The sequence below is a fragment of the Leptolyngbya sp. CCY15150 genome, from assembly GCF_016888135.1.
Classification (GTDB): Bacteria; Cyanobacteriota; Cyanobacteriia; order RECH01; family RECH01; genus RECH01.
Genome location: NZ_JACSWB010000170.1, coordinates 126214 through 142799 on the forward strand (window position 1 = coordinate 126214; position 16586 = coordinate 142799).

Here is a 16586-nt window from a genome sequence, read left to right on the forward strand (position 1 = left end):
TAATCTACACTTAAGATCGCGCCTCAGCAGACTAAACACCTCCTCCTGCTCCGGGGTAATCAAAATCCTGAATTCTAAAATCATCACTCCTCATTGGCTCCCATTTGTTCGCTTAGCAAGTTCCGACGTAATCGTCTAGCCCCTCAACCGCTTCTGCATCGTCTCTAACTTCCTCAAATCCGCTGCTCGCTTCCGCCGCTGGTAGCGCTCCTTCGCCATTCCATTCACCGCCTGCATCGCCTTGGGATGCTCCACCAAGTAAAGGTACGCTGCCTCAAACCACACCTCCTTGGTGATCTTCTCATCCATACAGAGATGGCGCAGGGCCTTATCAATCTCTTCTTCCAACCGGGTTGTTGTCCGCACGAGCTGCGGCAACTCCGCCTCATCATCTCGACTCACAGACATATTGACGTCAACACCTGTAGACTTGCTAGAGTCACTATATCCTGACCCATGCCCCCCAGATGCCGACTGTTGAAGAGACTTCATAGGCGGTTCTAATTCATCGGTACGGGGCGGCACGCTCGGGCGCTGCCGCTGCATCAACCGTTCCAGCGCATCCTCAGCCATTGTCTCCCTCCTGCTCTAACACCTCAATCACCCGATACAACGGAAATTCTAGGTCTGCGTGCCCCATCTCTGACAGCCGCCGCCCCTGCCGAATTGCCTGCTTGTAGCGCTCACTCTCCATAATGGACGGCAACACCGGCAGTGAGCCTGCCACCTGCTGCATGGCGGCGATCGCCTCTCGGCTATCGGTTGCCTGAGACCGGCCAAACCACTTATCGCGAAACGGCAGCACTCCCAGCACCTGCCCTGTAAACGCCCGCAGTCGCCCCATTTCCTCCAGCAGTTCTAAGCTGCGCAATAGGGAATTCACCCCCTTGGTTGATGCCTCCGCTGGAATCAGCACCCAGTCCGAGGCTCCCACCACCGACAGGCAAATCTGGGTACGCTGAGGCGGCGAGTCGATGATGCAAACATCAAACACATTCCCTACCGCTTCCAACGCATAGCGCAACGCCAAAGCCCCCATCCCGCTGGTCGCCAGGTATTCCTGGGCCTTGTGCAGCCCCTCATCGGCTGGAATCAGAAACAGATTGGTTGCCGCCAGCGGATAGATGCCATCTGCCGTTTCCACCTGACGCTTCAGCACCTCCAGCAGCGTAGGCTCACTTGCCTGAACGTCATGGCCTAGATAAAAGGTCAGATTCGCCTGCGGATCAGCATCCACCATCAACACTTTCTGTCCCTGGTGCGCCAAGAGCTTGCCTAGCAGCAGTGAGACCGACGTTTTCCCTTGTCCCCCAGAGAGTGATAAACAACTCACTGTCTTCATAGATGTGTTTCACTCCCAGTACGATGACCAACGCGTAAACGCTCAGCCCCTAATCCCTGCTCAATGCCTCGGACTCATCCGAGCCCCTACCGCCATTGAAGCTGACGAAATTAGAGACGTTAAGACGTATTGACGTCAATACGTTTATATTTGTGCCTGTTCATCCGTCGTCACATTATTTCGTCAGTTAAAGCTTGACTCTTGAGCTGAATCTATCTGCGGAAAAGGGGAAACAAAGAACATAGGATGACGTCACGGGTGACAATTTTTATAGATAGATTTCGACTGCAACTATAGAGCTCTTGCCTGTAATTAATGGTGTCTATCATTAACATTAAAATATTCAAGCAATAGTGGTTATAGATGAACTAGGTATAAAAAGTATTCCCTCTTTCAGCTATTTTAGACATTATTCAATAGCTTGATGACTATCACACAAGATTACAGGACTAGGCACGAAATCTGCTGTCTTGTATAGGCTTTAGGCATGGGTTTCGATTGATCTAATCTCGACTTAAAATTTAGCTTTTCATTTTCCCATCACTGGAAAATATTGTTATATTGGTCAAATCTTTTCGCGGTTTCGGTGGAGTGGATCACTCCTTAGTGGGAATACGAGTCGTTTAACCTAGCTGATTCAAAAAGCTTCCATCATCTGTCAAACTCAACCCATTTAAGTTATGAAAACTCTCTACATTGTTCCGTTGATGGAACGGATGGTAGATCGGGTCATCCCTCTTCCAAATCGGTCGCTACTGGTCGTAGCGCTCTCGTGTCTTGTTCTAAATGTTCTCATTCACGGCCCCACCTTCCTGGTAGTACCGGCTGTGGCAGGGTTGACTAGCCTTGCCTGGCGGCATACCTTCCCCTCCCATCCTTGGTCTAGACGGGCATCTAAAGTCCGAGGGATTACGCGCAAGGCTGGTCGGCTCCTGGGTCTAGGGCTGCTCTGGCTAATGACCTTGCTGGCCTATCCCGCCCAGGCCCAGTTCTTCGGCAATGCTGAAACCTGGATGACCACCAACTTCGGCACCGCTGCTGGCGACGCCATTCCCCTGGTGTTTAACGTCCTGCGGGGTCTGTTTTTGCTCTACGTCGGCATCTCGCTGGTGCGGGTGATCAACAGCGCTCGCAACGATGAGGATTGGCAAACGATTGCCCGCACGCCGCTGATTATCATCATTGCCGTCACTGCTGGCGATATTCTAACGTCGCTGATTACCGGCTAGTTGTCGCTGGTCGGCCATTCAGATCAAGCATTCAGCTCTATACCGTCTTTCCAGGATTGCTAGCGGCTTATGGCACCTAAGTTTCGTCCCGTTAACACCATTCTGGGGGCGCAACCCCGGCTAGGCCCGATTCCAGCCGACCAGATTATTCCCTGGTTCTGCATTACGGGGGCGTCCTACCTGGTGGGTCGCGGGTTCAGCCTTAGCTGGATTTCGATTGGATTCATAGCTGCCTGGGGCATGTCTACCTGGTGGATTCTCACCGGGGGGCAGAGCTGGACATTCACCGCAAAATTTGTGCCGACTCCCACCTGGAGTCGCGGCTATGCCCGATATCTGAGGTTTACCCACGATGAAACAGACCATCGGCAAACACCGACTCAAGCTCGGTAGTCAGTTCGTCAGCACGTTGACACCCTTTGAAGATGCGCTCAACCTTGCCGCTATGGTGCGGATTGAGTTGCGGGGGCGACAGGTTGGCGCTTACGTTTTGGCCAAAGGTAAGAACCGCGAACACCTCTGCTTTGTGTTTGGCTTTGACTGTCGGGGCATCCATAATACCCTGACTGATGACCAGGTAGAGACGGTCTTGAGTCAACTGGAATCGGGGCTGAAGGATCTGCCCAACGGTGAGCGGTTGACGATCCATCTGGGGTCGTTCTCGGCAGACTGCAGGCGACAGCAGGATCTAGCCCAACTCACCCATACTGCCCCCAACAAGGCTCTCAAGTTCCTGCTCACCGCTGAACGTGCCCGAGTCCAGCAACTTACCCAGCAGGGCCTGCGCAAACCCAAGTTTCTGCGGCTGTACGTTACCTACACCGTCCAAACGGGCGCTGAAGGAGCCCAGGACATCATCGAGAAGGTGATCAGCCGGGGCGAAACCCTGTGGAAGTCATTTACGGGTGAGCTGCGCCAAGCCAAAAATCAGCGCCTGCAAACGGTAATCACTAAGGCCTTTACCGATGGCTTTCTGCTCTGGGAGCAGGTGCTTTCGACCAAGATGGGACTCTCGGTGAAGCCTTTGGGAGAAGGGGATCTGTGGAGCCTGCTGTGGAATCGTTTTAACGCTAGCGACCCCATCGATATCCCTCAGCTGATCATCCTGGATCAGGACGGCCTACAGGAGCAGGTCAACTCCGATATTCACAGTACTACGCTACTGACGCGGGAAGGAGTACCCACGGCTGGGAAAACCTGGGTCAAGGTCAAAGGCCAGTATGCCGCTCCCCTCACCTTCCTCGAAAAGCCAGGAGGCTGGGCCAGTGAGTCGGCCCAACTGCGCTACCTATGGGAGATCCTCTCCCGCGAGACGGTCGCCGATACCGAAATCTTCTGCCAGCTAACGCGGGCCAATGAAACCCTGGTGAAGACCACCGTGCAGCGGATGCTGAAGCAGTCGAACCTAACGGCTGCCTTAGCTGAAGACAGCAACTCGGTGGATGTAGCCGCTGAGCTAAAGATGAAGCGCTCGATTGAGGCCCAGGAAGAACTCTTCGAGGGAGCGTTGCCGATTCATACCGCCGTTGTGTTTCTGGTGCATCGCCCCAATCTAGAGCAGCTAGATGAAGCCTGCCGCTATATTCAGAGCTGTTTTCGCCGTCCCGCCTGGGTGGAGCGCGAGCAGGACTACGCCTGGAAGGTATGGCTCCAGACGCTGCCGATTGTCTGGGAAGCGTTGATGACAAAGCCCTTTGGGCGACGGCAGCTCTATCTGACTGGCGAAGCACCGGGGCTGATGCCCTTGGTGGTGACCCAGCCCTGCGATAGGAGCGGCTTTGAATTGATTGCTGAAGAAGGCGGCCAACCCATCCACCTGGATTTGTTCAACCAGCATCAGAATTTAGGCTTGTTTGCCACCACCCGAGCTGGGAAATCGGTACTGGTCTCCGGCATCCTGACTCAAGCCCTGGCCCACCGCTTTCCAGTGGTAGCCCTCGACTTTCCTAAGCCCGATGGCTCCTCCACCTTCACCGACTACACCCAGCTGGTGGGCGGGGCCTACTTCGACATCTCCCGTGAGTCCAACAATCTATTCGAGCTGCCCGATCTCCGTCACCTGCCGGGTGACGAGCGCAAAGAACGCCTCGACGACTTTCAGTCGTTCCTAGAGTCGGCACTGCTGACCATGATTGTGGGCTCCGGGGCCAATAGCTCGGTGATGACCCAGACCATTCGCTCGATTCTGGTGCTGGCCCTGAATGCCTTCTTTGCTGATGCCCTGATTCAGCGACGCTACCTGGAAGCGATGGAAGGACACTTGGGTTCAGCGGCCTGGAGCACCATGCCCACCCTGGCAGATTTTCTCACCTTCTGCACACCTGAAAAGCTGGATCTGAACCAGGTGGGCGGCAACATTGAGGCAGCCCTGAACATGATTGAGCTGCGGCTGCGGTTCTGGCTCTCCAGCCGAGTAGGACGGGCTATCTCTGCTCCCTCCAGCTTTCCCACCGATGCCCAACTGCTGGTCTTTGCCCTGCGCAATCTATCCAACGAAGAAGATGCTGCCGTGCTGGCGCTTTCCGCCTATGCCGCTGCCCTGCGGCGTGCCCTAGAAGCTCCGGCGTCTATCTTCTTCATCGATGAAGCCCCCATCCTGTTTGAGTTTGACGAAATTGGAGCCCTGATTGGCCGACTCTGCGCCAACGGAGCCAAGGCCGGGATTCGGGTGATCATCTCAGCTCAAGATCCCGATACCGTCCATAAATCGCCCGCCAGCGCCAAGATTTTTCAAAACCTGACCACTCGCCTGATTGGTCGCATTCAGCCCATGGCGGTGGATAGCTTTGAGTGCATTCTCAAATATCCCAAGGCCGTCATCAGCCGCAATGCCAGCGAGAGTTTCTTTCCCAAACGGGAGGGCATTTACAGCCAGTGGCTACTCGATAACAACGGCCTCTATACCTACTGCCGCTACTATCCTGCCTTCGCCCAACTGGCCGCCGTGGCCAACAACCCCGATGAGCAGGCGACCCGAGACTTAGTGCTGCGCCATGCCCCCGATCCCTTCACCGGCCTAGCAGAATTTGCCCGACTGCTGGTGCTCTCGATTCAGTCGGGGGAACCCCTATCGGTGATCACCGAGCGCTGGTTTGCCGAGCACAATCCCCACCCTGAAGTGCCCCTGTCGTCCTTTTACTCTTTACCCACTGGAGGTCACTCATGAACCCTCGCCTTCGCATTGCCCTTGTTCCCATCCTGGCTACCACCCTGCTGGTAGCACCCATAAAACCTGCCGCCGCCTCCCAGGTGGATACCACCTTGACCGATATCTTCAGCATTTTCCGCCAGGCCTTTGAGACCAGCAAAACCTATGTCGAACAAACCATCTCTGACCTGCTCACGCCGCTGCCCGGCGATCTAGAGGGCGTCATCCAAAACGCTCTGGGTGATCTAGGTCTGGTTGACCCCAATCGGGCACGTTCTGAAATCTCGACGGAACTGGCGACCATCCTGGAGGGCGATTTAGCCCAGTCTGACAGCATCTATGCAGGCATTGAAACTGCCAATGAAGTTGACCGGCAGATCACCCGCGCCCAGGTCGATGCAGTTCTGGGGCAAACCGGGCAAGCGGCCACCCGCGACAAAATCACCTGGATTGAAGACACCATCGGCCAGGTGCAGCAGCACGCTGACTCGGCCCAGACCGCTGTGTCCACCCAGGCAGCAATCAAACAGATGGCGCAGCAAAATGCCCGTCAGACAGAGATTCTAGGGGCGGTGCAGTCAGAACTGCTGCAGTCTCGCCAGGATGCTCAGTTGACCAACCTCAACCTGGCCAACATGTCGCAAAACCTGGATCAAGAGGCCCGTGCCCGTCGCCTGCAAGCATTGGGTAATGCCCTCGATACGCTGCAAATTAGTGCCCAGGCTCGTTTGTTCTAGACGTCTGTGCGTCATGACGTCAACTTGGATGTAAATCACTATGCTGCTGGACTGGCCCATGTCACCCATTGCTCAGCTACCCCGCGACACCGCCGACATCATTGAAGGCGGTCAGGTTGCATCTGAAGCGGTGGCTGAAAGCTGGAACCAGCTCTGGGACAGTGTGCTTCAGGGGGGCCTGTACGTTGCCCTGGCTCGGGTGGGGGTTTTGTTTGCCGTCGCTACCCTGCTCCTGTTCATGACCCAGTGGACGCGGCAGATGGTGGAAGGGGAAAGCAGCCGCGCCTACGCCGACTTCATCTGGCCGCTGCTGGTGATTGTGCTGCTCTCCAACAACGGCGATCGCTTGGCGGCCATCACCCTAGACATCCGCAACTACATCAACCAGGTTAATCAAGACGTCCTGTCCTACGCAGCAGCCGATATCCGCCTACAAGAGGCCTACCAGGCGGCGGTCTTGGAAGGGTCGGTGGAGCAGACCATCATCCAGCGCCGCAACCAGTGCTATGAACTGCAAAACCCCGAAGAGCGGGCGACTTGCATTGAGCTAGCAGCGATTGAAGCCCGTGAGTTCATTGAAGACTACCGCGCTAGAACCGGCAATCCCAATGCCCTATCCCGTGCATTGGAGGCGGCTCAGGCTGGAGATAATCCCCTCGACTCAGGTCTGCGGTTTGGGGGAGCGCTGGTGGGTTCGGGCGTTCAGACCGTCACCCGAGGCCTGTTGATGGCACTGCATATCGCCTTTCAGTGGCTGATTGAAGCTTCGCTGTTGCTAACAGCAACCCTAGGGCCACTCGCCGTGGGCGGCTCCTTACTGCCGGTGGGAGCCAAACCACTGTTCGCCTGGCTCACAGGCTTCTTTTCTTTGGCCATTGCCAAACTTAGCTTCAACATCCTCTCGGGTCTGGTCTCCCTGGCGGTGCTGAATGCCGGGGATTCCCATCCGCTGATTGCCCCCTTCTTTCTCGGCCTGCTGGCTCCCATTCTCTCGTTAGCCCTGGCGTCCGGCGGTGGCATGACGGTTTTTGGAGCCCTGACCAGTACCGCTGGGGTAATTGCGGGGACGGGTGCCATGGGTGGCATTGCCCGTGCCCCTGGCTCCTCGGCCCGACGGCGGGCCTACCGCAGGCGTCGCTGATCTCACTCATCCCTCACTCCGAAGGACATGCCCCATGGTGCAGTTGATTGAAAAACGCAACACAAACTACCTGCCCCTCTTTGTTTTGGGCAGCGTGGGATTGCAGCTGGTGATACTGGTGATCTTGTTTGTCCAAACCGGTGCCCTGAGCCGTCTCAGCCGCCAGGATGCCCCCACTCTGGTGCAGCTACAGAACGGACAGGCGATTCGAGTCGGCACTATGGGATCTCGGGAGCGTACACCAGACACGATCCGCCGCTTCGTCAACGACACCTTGGTGCTGATGTTCAACTGGAGCGGCAGCCTGCCTGCAACCACGGCAGACGAGGCTACTCAGCCCAGGGCTGACCCTGGTTTACCAATTGAGGTGGAACGGGGCAGACGCAACATTGCCACCGCCAGTTGGCAGGCCAGCTTCGCCTTTTCGGAAGATTTCCGCCAGGACTTTCTGAAGCGGGTAGCTGAACTAACGCCGCCAGGCGTCTTCACCGGCACCAGTCAGGTGGTGATGGTGATCAACCACGTCGGCAGTCCCGAGGTAGTTGGGGAGGGCCGCTGGAAGGTAGCGGTGGTGGCTCATCTCTATGTGTTTAACGACGCCAATGCCCTGGGCCAGGCGATTCCCTTCAACCGGGAGGTGTTTGTAGAAGCTGTCACCGCGCCAGCTGTGCCCGATGGCGATACCCCATTGGAGCAGGCCATCTACAGCATTCGCCAAACCGGCCTGCAAATCTATGCCATCCGTGAACTTGAACGGGAGGACTTGTCATGACCATACCTAACCATCCATGGGACGACCAAGAGATGGCTGACCTAGTGGGTCTCCACCTACCCGAACCGGCCTCTGAACCGGGACAGGAGGTTGTATCTGCACACACCGTATCGGAAACGGAACCTCTACTGGATGCCGAAGATATCAACGGACAGGCCTTAAGGGATCCAAAGCCCAGACTATCCCTGGCGGCTAACCCCTTCACCAAGCTAGGTGTTGTCGCTGCTGGAACCGGTCTGGTGATTGGGGTTTTAGCGGTCTTCACCAGCGGGGTGATCAAGAATGACTCTCCACCGACTGAAGAAGCGCAAGCCGATTTTCCAGCCCCTATGGTCGAAGAAACCGAGATGAGTGCCACCGATGATCGGGGGCAGCTGCTAACGGATTTAGCACTGGGACGTCAACAGGCTGAACTGGAGGCCCTAGCCAATGAAGAGCAAACGGCTGCACCGGAAGCGCCAACCGCTAGAGAAACGCCCGAGTTGTCTTCAGCACCCCCATCCCCGCCGCCCCAGCCTGTGGCGACTCAACCCGCCCCGCCCCTGCCTCGACCGACTCCAGCCCCTCCTAGTTCAACCCGTCCCGTCGCTGCCCAACCGGTGCCCCAGGCAGTCGTTGATCCAGTCGATCCCATGGAACGGTGGCTAGCGCTGTCCCAGGTGGGCAGCTATGGACAAGGGAGCCCCTTACCCCAGGTGGACACTCAACCTTCTTCACCACCTCTGACAACGACTCCAATGTCCGTTCCTGGGGCAGTAGCTCAAGTCAGCAGATCATCCCCACCTGACATCAACCATGTCGAAGAAGCGGCCATTCTCCAGGGTCAACCGGTGACATCTTTCCCGACATCGCCCCTGGTGCTGACTGGCAGCCAAGCTTCAGCTGTACTGGAAACGCCGTTAATCTGGGCGGAAGCAGCCGAGACAGACAGGTCTCAGTTCGTGGTGCAGTTGACCGAACCCCTGCTGACCGCCACTGGAGACATCGGCTTACCAGCAGACACATCACTGGTGGTACAGGTGACATCGGTGGCAGACAGCGGCCTAGTGCAGCTGACGGTGGTCTCATTCATTCAGGGTGGGCAAGAAACCCCTCTGCCCGCTGGAACCCTTCAACTGCGAGGGGTAGAAGGCACACCTCTAATAGCCCAGAAGTATGACGACCCAGGAATGGACATCGCTCGCATGGATGCCACGATGGCGGCCATGGCTGGCTTATCTCGGGCGATGGCGTTAGTGAATCGACCCAGAACCTCCTCAGTCATTACCTCTGCCGGAGGTAGCGCGATCACCCAAGATGCTGGAGATGCCAATCTTCTGGCTGGGATGCTGGAAGGTGCTTTTGAGCAGCTCTTGGGGCAGATGGAGACCCGAAATCAGGCGGCCCTGGATGAACTCTTGAATCGCCCTGTCATCTGGCATTTGCCAACCGGCACTGAGGTCGATGTGTACGTGAATCAAACGGTGGCGCTATGAACACACGTTGGACGCCTTGGATGGTCGTGGGGACGCTTTCTCTGACAGGTATTTTACCTTACCCCGCCCAAGCTCAGTCAGCTTATTCTATTTCTGCCAGCCATGCCCAAGGGTTAACCGGCAGTCAGGCTCCTGTCATTCACCTTTGGCCCGGTTATGGCACTAACCTGAGCTTTATTCCGACAAATGAAAGCATCGTGCGGGTGTGGATTGATGATCCGTCCCGAGTGGCCCTGGATTTTGATGAACCGCTTTGCCCTACCGCTGCTGCCTCAGACTGTGTCTCGGGGCGGCCTTCCGTGGTTCATCTAAGACGGATTGAGGGGCTTGCCTTTGAGAATTTGCCTAGGGCCAGCGGTACGCTGCTGACGGTGATCACCGAGACGACTGAGGGCGATCGCCGTCTCTACGAATTTCGCATTGCCTTTAGTACCGGCGAACCCGACTACCACACCGTCGTGGTTAACCCCACCTCCCCCATCGATCCACTGCTGAGTCCGGGAGATGTGCGCCGAGGGCTGCAGGTGGCTGCAGCCAGAGGACTGATCGCTCAAAACCAGGACTTGTGGAACCGGCTGCAAACCTTTTTGCGGCTAGCCCAGGGTGGTCTAGCGGTGCCTGCTGCTGCAGACCAAGCTGGAGTTTCCCCTGACCTGATCACCCGTCTGGCGCAGTGGGGAGCTAACGCCCGCGATGACCCGCCTTTGAACTCTACCGATCTCTAGCTTCTCTACTCAGGTAAACGTCATGACCCCATACTTGTTTAGGCGTAGGCGGCGATGGACGTCTGTAATCGGGATCTTTGTTTTCATGTTGGCGATCTGCCTCCATAGCTGGCGGGTGCCACCGGCCTACTCCAGCCTCCAGCCAGGAACACCGGTGCCTGTGATTCAGGATCAGATGTTGGGCATCAAGCCCGACTGGGTGCAGATTACTCTGCGCAGCCTGCCTGCGGTGCTGGAGTCTGGTTCCTTCGAGGCTCCAGCGGATCTGATCCGTCTGCTGGGCTACGACCCATCGCGAGTCTGGCAGGCAGGGCAAACCGCAGACCAGTACATGCAGTTGGGTGATTTTCAGGACAGCTTCCAACTCCAGCAGTTCTCGCTGTACGAGATTGCTACCCTGGTAGGGCTGGATTGGCCTGCCCTACGGCTAGCGGATGTTGCCCTAGTGGCCTGGCAAACCCTGGAGGACTTGGTGCAGGCGGTGCCGGATCTAACCAGTCGCCCAGTGGAATCTGTGCCCCCGATCGCTGACCTGCTTCAGGGAGACGTCGATCCACAAACTGCGATCGCTGAGGTGCTTCAAGATGAGGACTTAGTGTCCCTCAGCCTAGGAAACCTCAACCTAGAGCAGTACGGTCTGTCCGACATTCCAGGGTTGATGGAGGCTCCGCTGGAACGCTTCCGTGACTGGCAGCAGTCGGTTATCAACCAGGTGCCCGGCCTGGCCGATGTCCCCTTCGCCAACTTTCCCAACCCCATCGTGGAGCAGGGCGTGGTGGTAGGCCAGGTGGATGTAGTGCTTGGCGCGGCGGAAGGCAACCGAACTAACACCATCAGCGGCAGCTATGTGGAGGGGTTCAATGTGCCCTGTGAAGCTAACTGCGCCCACCTGGAAATTGGTCAACCCACCCTGGTGGAAGGTACCCAGTGGGTTTCCGGCAAGTACCAGCAGGTGCGCGGCGGGCGGGGAACCTTAGCTGCCGCCAACGGTGGTCTAGAACCTACCGGTCGCCATCCCTTTGGCAATGCCTTCAAGGTGGCGGTGCTCGACACCGATGAGGCCTCCGGTACCGCTGAAACCGGGTTATATTTCCGCATGTGCGTTCGCAACCTGTTGGCGGACTTAGGCTGTACCCCCTACTTCATCGGCCCCATTCCCTGGCTGCCGGTGCAGGAAGAGGGCATGGTCTTTTTGGGTCAAATCCAGGAAGGTCTTTCCACTACCGATTCAGCCGACGTTGCAGCGGCAAAAGGAATTGACCCGCAGACTGGAGAACCCACACCCACACCAACGCCAGCACCTAGAGCTTCAGGATCGCCTGGAACTGCTACCGGACAGTTGATTCACCCGGCACCGGGCTATGAAGTCACCAGTAGTTTTGGCTATCGTACCCATCCCATCCATGGCGATCGCCGTCTCCACAGCGGTACCGATTTTGGCACCCCTACCGGCACCCTTATTCGAGCGGCGGACGGCGGGCAGGTCACCTTCGCGGATATCAGCGGCTCCCTCACCAGTGGCTATGGCAGGCTCGTGATTGTCAACCACGGCAATGGCTTAGAGACCTACTACGCCCATCTGCAAGGATTTTTTGTGCGTGAGGGCGACATCATTGCCCAAGGCGATCCGGTCGGTCGCGCCAACAGTACCGGTTGGTCAACCGGGCCGCATTTGCACTTTGAGGTGCGCCAGAACGGTCAGCCCCAAAACCCCATGACTTATCTCAGTTAAGGAGTGTAGCGATGAGACTTAACCGTACTGTTTTTGCGGGTTTAGCAGGACTCTGCCTGCTGCTGGTCAGTCTAATCTCGGTTGTGGGCATCAATCTGGTTCGGGCATCTGACCCCATTCCAGAGGCGGTTTATGACTGCCTGCCTGCCCAAACCCAAGCCCCAAACCTTTGGGGCCTGGTGGAGACGACCGCTGGCAGCTACGCCCTGATTGGGGTCAGTGAAGGCGAAACTTACCAGGAGGTGCTGATTTACCTGGATACTCAAGCCACCTGCCGGTCGCTACTGCCGGAGGATGACCCGGTGCTCAGTCACTATATCCCACTGAACGTGGCCCGCGAGTTAGCCCTGCAGCGCTACACCCAAGTGCTGCAAGAACAGGGCGGGCGAGATGCCTATCAGGAGCAGCTGACTGAATATTTGACGGCGGCACCCGACGGTACCCGCAGCCAGTTTCCCCAGGAATACATTTGGGCGCTGGAGCAACTGGGCATTGAGTTACCCCCCGATAGCTATGAGGTGCTGCGCTGATGCGTTACTACACAGAACAACCTTTACGTCTGGGGCAGGTTGATTCATCATCTACTCAGTCTATCTCTCAGCTTCTTACCTCACTCCAGTCTCGCCAAGGGCTTACTCTACTGGGCTGTGCGGTACTGATTGCTGCCTTTTCCCTGATGAGTCAAGGTAAGAAAGGGAAGCTCGCTACCAGTCGCTTTGGTGGCGGCCCAGAGAAAGCCGCTGCCCGCAAGCGTGCGGCAAGGCAGATTCAGGAGCGAAAGCGCAACGCAGTTTCCCTCTACATCGGCAAGCCCACTCGCAAGCAAGATACCCGGTCTCTATACCTGCCCGACCTCCAGCGAGGCATCGCTGTTTGCGGTGGGCCAGGCTCCGGTAAAACCTTCAGCGTCATTGACCCGCTGATTCGCTCCGCCCTTGACCAGGGGCTGCCGGTGGTGATGTATGACTTCAAGTATCCGACCCAAAGCGCTCGCCATGCCGCCTATGCCGCCAAGCTGGGCTACGACGTGCGGGTGCTGGCCCCCGGCTTTCCCGAATCCGAGGTGTGCAACCCCATCGACTTCCTGCGCAGTGAGTCCGATGCCGAGATGGCCCGGCAAATCGCTACGGTGCTCAACAAAAACTTTCGCCTGATGACCCAGAGCAACGAAGACGGCTTCTTCTCCGCCGCTGGTGACCAACTGACAGAGGCACTGCTGATGCTGGCCAAGTCCACCCCATATCCCGACATCATGACCGCCCAGGCGGTGCTCGGGCTGACCAACCTGGGCAACCGGGTGGCGGCGGCTCAAGGTATGAACAGCTGGATTCGAGTCTCCTTTAACCAGCTGATTGGGGTGAAAGATGCCGAGAAAACCGCCAGCGGCATTGTGGGCAGCGCCAGCGAGACCTTCACCCGCTTTATGAAAGAAGGGGTGCTGGGAGCCTTCTGCGGTCAAACCTCTATCCCTCTCGATTTAACCGGCAAGCAGTTGCTGATTCTAGGGATGGATCGGGAGCGACGGGATGTGGTGGGGCCGCTGGTGGCCACAGTGCTGCACATGCTGGTCACCCGCAATGTGGCCCAGCGTCGGCGAGATCCCCTGATTGTCGCCATTGACGAGCTGCCCACTCTTTACCTTCCCACCCTGGTGCAGTGGCTAAATGAAAACCGAGAGGACGGGCTGGCGGTCATTCTCGGCTTTCAAAACTTGGTGCAGCTAGAGAAAACCTACGGTCGTGAGCTGGCCCGCGCCATCTTGGGAGCCTGTGCTACCAAAGCGGTCTTCAACCCCCAGGAATACGAAGCAGCCCGCATGTTCTCCGACTTTCTGGGGGACGAAGAAATCCAGCATAAGCAAAAGTCGCGCAATCGCGGCGGCGGTAAATCCAGCACCACCATTTCCGACCAGGAGCGCACCCGCAAGCTGTTTGAACCTAGCCAGTTTCTGCGCCTGCCGCCGGGCAAATGCATCTTGATCAACCCCGGCTTTACCTCCCGAGGGGAAGCCGCCATCCCGATTCTGCAGGCGATCAAGATTCCTAAGGCCGATGTGCAGGCCAGTGAGGGCAGCGAAGCCCTGTGGGCCAAAATCCACACTCGCCTGGTGCGCCGCAGCCCCCAGCGGATGCCCACTGCCGCTGATTTAGAAAGGCGAAGACAGATGGTGGAAGCGTTGTTACCTGAACCTCAAGCTCCGGTTCATTCGGCCTACCCCGACCCCGCTGGTCTGATCGACAAGTACAGCAGTTTACTTTAGGAGAACCCTGATGACGACAACAATTGAATCCCCTGATCTCGTGCTGGCCCAAACCCTACGGGAGAAGCTGCCCGTGGAGACGGTCACGGCCCTATTGGCTTGCCCTACCATCGCCGCTGACCTAGCGTTGGTGCTCGATCAGCCGCCTCTGGGTGCTGACTACGTGCCCCGCGAGATTGAAGTGCTGTACGACGATGTGACGGTTTTGTACTGGCGAGATGGTCAGATCCAGTACCAGTACCCCGATGTGGATGCCGACTACACACCAACCCTAGTGGAGTGGTTGATCGATGGCGACACTGCCTACTTTTCAGTTCAAGGTTTAGAGGTGATGAACCGCATCAAAACCATGCCCCTAATGGATTTAGAAAACCTAGACCTCTTAAAGGAGGAGCCATGCAAGCTGTAGTGAATCCCGGAGAAGCCAAACAAATTGAGCAGGACTATGCTCACACTACCCTGGCCTCTAGCGAAATGGCAGCGGCCACAGCTCAATCAACCGCTGAGGCTGTACAGGCCTTTATCCAGATGCTGCGCGAGCGGCTACAGGCAGTTCAACACAAGGAGCAAGATCCCGAACCTGAAGCACAAAATGCTCACCCCGAGGATGCCGTGGATTTGCCCCAAGCCGTCGCCGAGCCTATCGAGATCAAGATGGGTCGCGAGATTGTTTACCGTGAGGGCTATGCCAATAAAGACCCTATCAACAAGCTCAATGCCAATATGCTGAAGCTGCTCCAGGCAGCGGTAGACGCACCTCAGCAAGCGGGTGCTGAGGCAACTACCGGAGCCAAGGGGACGATCAACATCAAGGCTGGAGATGAGTTGGTTTACCGGATGAGCAAGGGGGCGGTTGAGACCAACCGGTTAGGGCCGGATCTGGCCCATCAGGTAGAAGGGGCTCCCTCGGAGGTTCTTCAGGAGGAACCAATAACAGAGATGCCTCAATCCCGCCCGATGGAAGAGTCGTCCCCTGAGGTCGTCCAGGAGGCATCAACAGCAGCAGATCCCAAACTGGCGGATGAGGCTGTAGCTCCTCTACCGTCGCCTATGTCCTCAGCAGAGGCAGAAACGGAACCTGAGCCTAGGGAAACTCCGGCTCTTGTGACAGATGCAGAACCAGAGCAACAACCCGCTAGCCAGCCTGCATCCACCCGAGTTGCCGCTCAGCCTCTCGCTATGGCTGTCCCCAAGGTGGTCTCTATCCTCGACGTGCTGGAACGCCAGAATCTGCAGGTAGTGGAAAAAGCTACCCAGAAATGGATGCAGCAGACCACACGGGTGATGCGGCGGTCATCTCAGCAGTTGACTGAACGGGTGGTGGCCTTGGCGGCCAATATCCGCAGTCGGCAGGTTGCCTCCACGGCGGTGGATCTGCTCCAGAAGTATGGCACCACTCACAGCCCTGGTCGAGGCTTCTACGTGGCTGAGAACTATGTGATCAGTGGCAAGGGTCGTATGGTTACCGTCTCAGACCGTGAGGGCATTGAACTGATGACGGCCCGTAAAACTCGCTGGGGGCTGAACATTCTTAAAAACGATATGGTGGCATCCCAAGAAGCCGACTTCATGCGAGCCCGTCAGCAAATCCAGATCCAGGGAGTGGAGGGTCTGTCCCCAGAGCCTCCCATGCGAGTGCGGCAGCTGGGCAACCTCGCGCCAGCCGGCGATATGGGCATCACCCGCGATCTCACGGCCCTGGCCCTAGCGAAAACTGCCCGCAAACTGCTGGATGTCACCGGTAGTCGCCCCAATATACAGGGCAAGCGAGTCTTCCAAGGAGGCAGTCAGTACCGGATTGAGGAGACGCCCAATCGTCTGAAAATTCAGGCGGGAGAACGGGGGCAGATTCTCAGTATCGACAACGGCAAAATCAAGTCTGATCTCACATCTAAGGATGTGGCCTACTTTCGCTTTATTGACCGGGAACTTAGCCAAGACTTGCAGATGCACCAACCGGCGACAGTGACACCTCTGCACAGCCGACAACGTAGCCGCGCCGTGGGTTTGTCCATCGGTGAGTAG

General features: G+C 57.1%; 15 protein-coding genes. 13 read left to right on the forward strand and 2 right to left on the reverse strand.

Going from position 1 to position 16586, the window contains the following annotated elements; all coding sequences use genetic code 11:
- Positions 1-135 precede the first annotated feature (135 nt).
- Positions 136-573 (reverse strand): hypothetical protein, encoded by a 438-nt coding sequence (locus JUJ53_RS10845; protein WP_204152016.1) that lies wholly within the window; start codon positions 571-573, stop codon positions 136-138.
- Entirely contained in the window at positions 566-1342 is a 777-nt protein-coding gene (locus tag JUJ53_RS10850; RefSeq protein ID WP_204152017.1) for an AAA family ATPase, read from the reverse strand. Before JUJ53_RS10850 ends, JUJ53_RS10845 begins: the two co-directional genes overlap by 8 nt.
- 827 nt (positions 1343-2169) lie before the next feature.
- Here JUJ53_RS10850 and JUJ53_RS10855 point away from each other — a divergent pair.
- The 13 genes from JUJ53_RS10855 (at position 2170) to JUJ53_RS10915 (ending at position 16586) form a co-directional block, all read left to right on the forward strand.
- Entirely contained in the window at positions 2170-2571 is a 402-nt protein-coding gene (locus tag JUJ53_RS10855) for a hypothetical protein (protein WP_204152018.1), read from the forward strand.
- A gap of 69 nt (positions 2572-2640) precedes the next feature.
- A complete protein-coding gene (locus JUJ53_RS10860; protein ID WP_204152019.1) occupies positions 2641-2964 on the forward strand; it encodes a hypothetical protein in 324 nt (107 codons plus the stop codon).
- Positions 2924-5737: a hypothetical protein gene (locus JUJ53_RS10865; RefSeq protein WP_204152020.1), complete on the forward strand. Its 2814-nt coding sequence runs from the start codon at positions 2924-2926 to the stop codon at positions 5735-5737. Before JUJ53_RS10860 ends, JUJ53_RS10865 begins: the two co-directional genes overlap by 41 nt.
- Positions 5734-6456 (forward strand): hypothetical protein, encoded by a 723-nt coding sequence (locus JUJ53_RS10870; protein ID WP_204152021.1) that lies wholly within the window; start codon positions 5734-5736, stop codon positions 6454-6456. Before JUJ53_RS10865 ends, JUJ53_RS10870 begins: the two co-directional genes overlap by 4 nt.
- 40 nt (positions 6457-6496) lie before the next feature.
- Positions 6497-7597, forward strand: a complete 1101-nt coding sequence (locus JUJ53_RS10875) for a hypothetical protein (RefSeq protein WP_204152022.1) — start codon at positions 6497-6499, stop codon at positions 7595-7597.
- Positions 7598-7631: 34 nt separating this feature from the next.
- Positions 7632-8369 carry a hypothetical protein gene (locus tag JUJ53_RS10880; RefSeq protein ID WP_204152023.1) on the forward strand — a complete coding sequence of 246 codons (738 nt, stop codon included), beginning with the start codon at positions 7632-7634 and terminating at the stop codon, positions 8367-8369.
- Positions 8366-9844, forward strand: coding sequence for a TrbI/VirB10 family protein (locus tag JUJ53_RS10885; protein WP_204152024.1), 1479 nt, complete (start codon positions 8366-8368; stop codon positions 9842-9844). The genes JUJ53_RS10880 and JUJ53_RS10885 overlap by 4 nt, the downstream gene beginning before the upstream one ends.
- A complete protein-coding gene (locus tag JUJ53_RS10890) occupies positions 9841-10569 on the forward strand; it encodes a hypothetical protein (RefSeq protein WP_204152025.1) in 729 nt (242 codons plus the stop codon). Before JUJ53_RS10885 ends, JUJ53_RS10890 begins: the two co-directional genes overlap by 4 nt.
- An 85-nt stretch (positions 10570-10654) precedes the next feature.
- On the forward strand, positions 10655-12301 hold the full coding sequence (locus JUJ53_RS10895; RefSeq protein ID WP_204152026.1) for a M23 family metallopeptidase: 1647 nt from the start codon (positions 10655-10657) through the stop codon (positions 12299-12301).
- Positions 12302-12312: 11 nt separating this feature from the next.
- Positions 12313-12831: a hypothetical protein gene (locus JUJ53_RS10900; RefSeq protein ID WP_204152027.1), complete on the forward strand. Its 519-nt coding sequence runs from the start codon at positions 12313-12315 to the stop codon at positions 12829-12831.
- On the forward strand, positions 12831-14561 hold the full coding sequence (locus tag JUJ53_RS10905) for a type IV secretion system DNA-binding domain-containing protein (protein WP_204152028.1): 1731 nt from the start codon (positions 12831-12833) through the stop codon (positions 14559-14561). Before JUJ53_RS10900 ends, JUJ53_RS10905 begins: the two co-directional genes overlap by 1 nt.
- Positions 14562-14571: 10 nt before the next feature.
- Positions 14572-14970 carry a hypothetical protein gene (locus JUJ53_RS10910; protein WP_204152029.1) on the forward strand — a complete coding sequence of 133 codons (399 nt, stop codon included), beginning with the start codon at positions 14572-14574 and terminating at the stop codon, positions 14968-14970.
- Positions 14958-16586: a hypothetical protein gene (locus JUJ53_RS10915; protein WP_204152030.1), complete on the forward strand. Its 1629-nt coding sequence runs from the start codon at positions 14958-14960 to the stop codon at positions 16584-16586. Before JUJ53_RS10910 ends, JUJ53_RS10915 begins: the two co-directional genes overlap by 13 nt.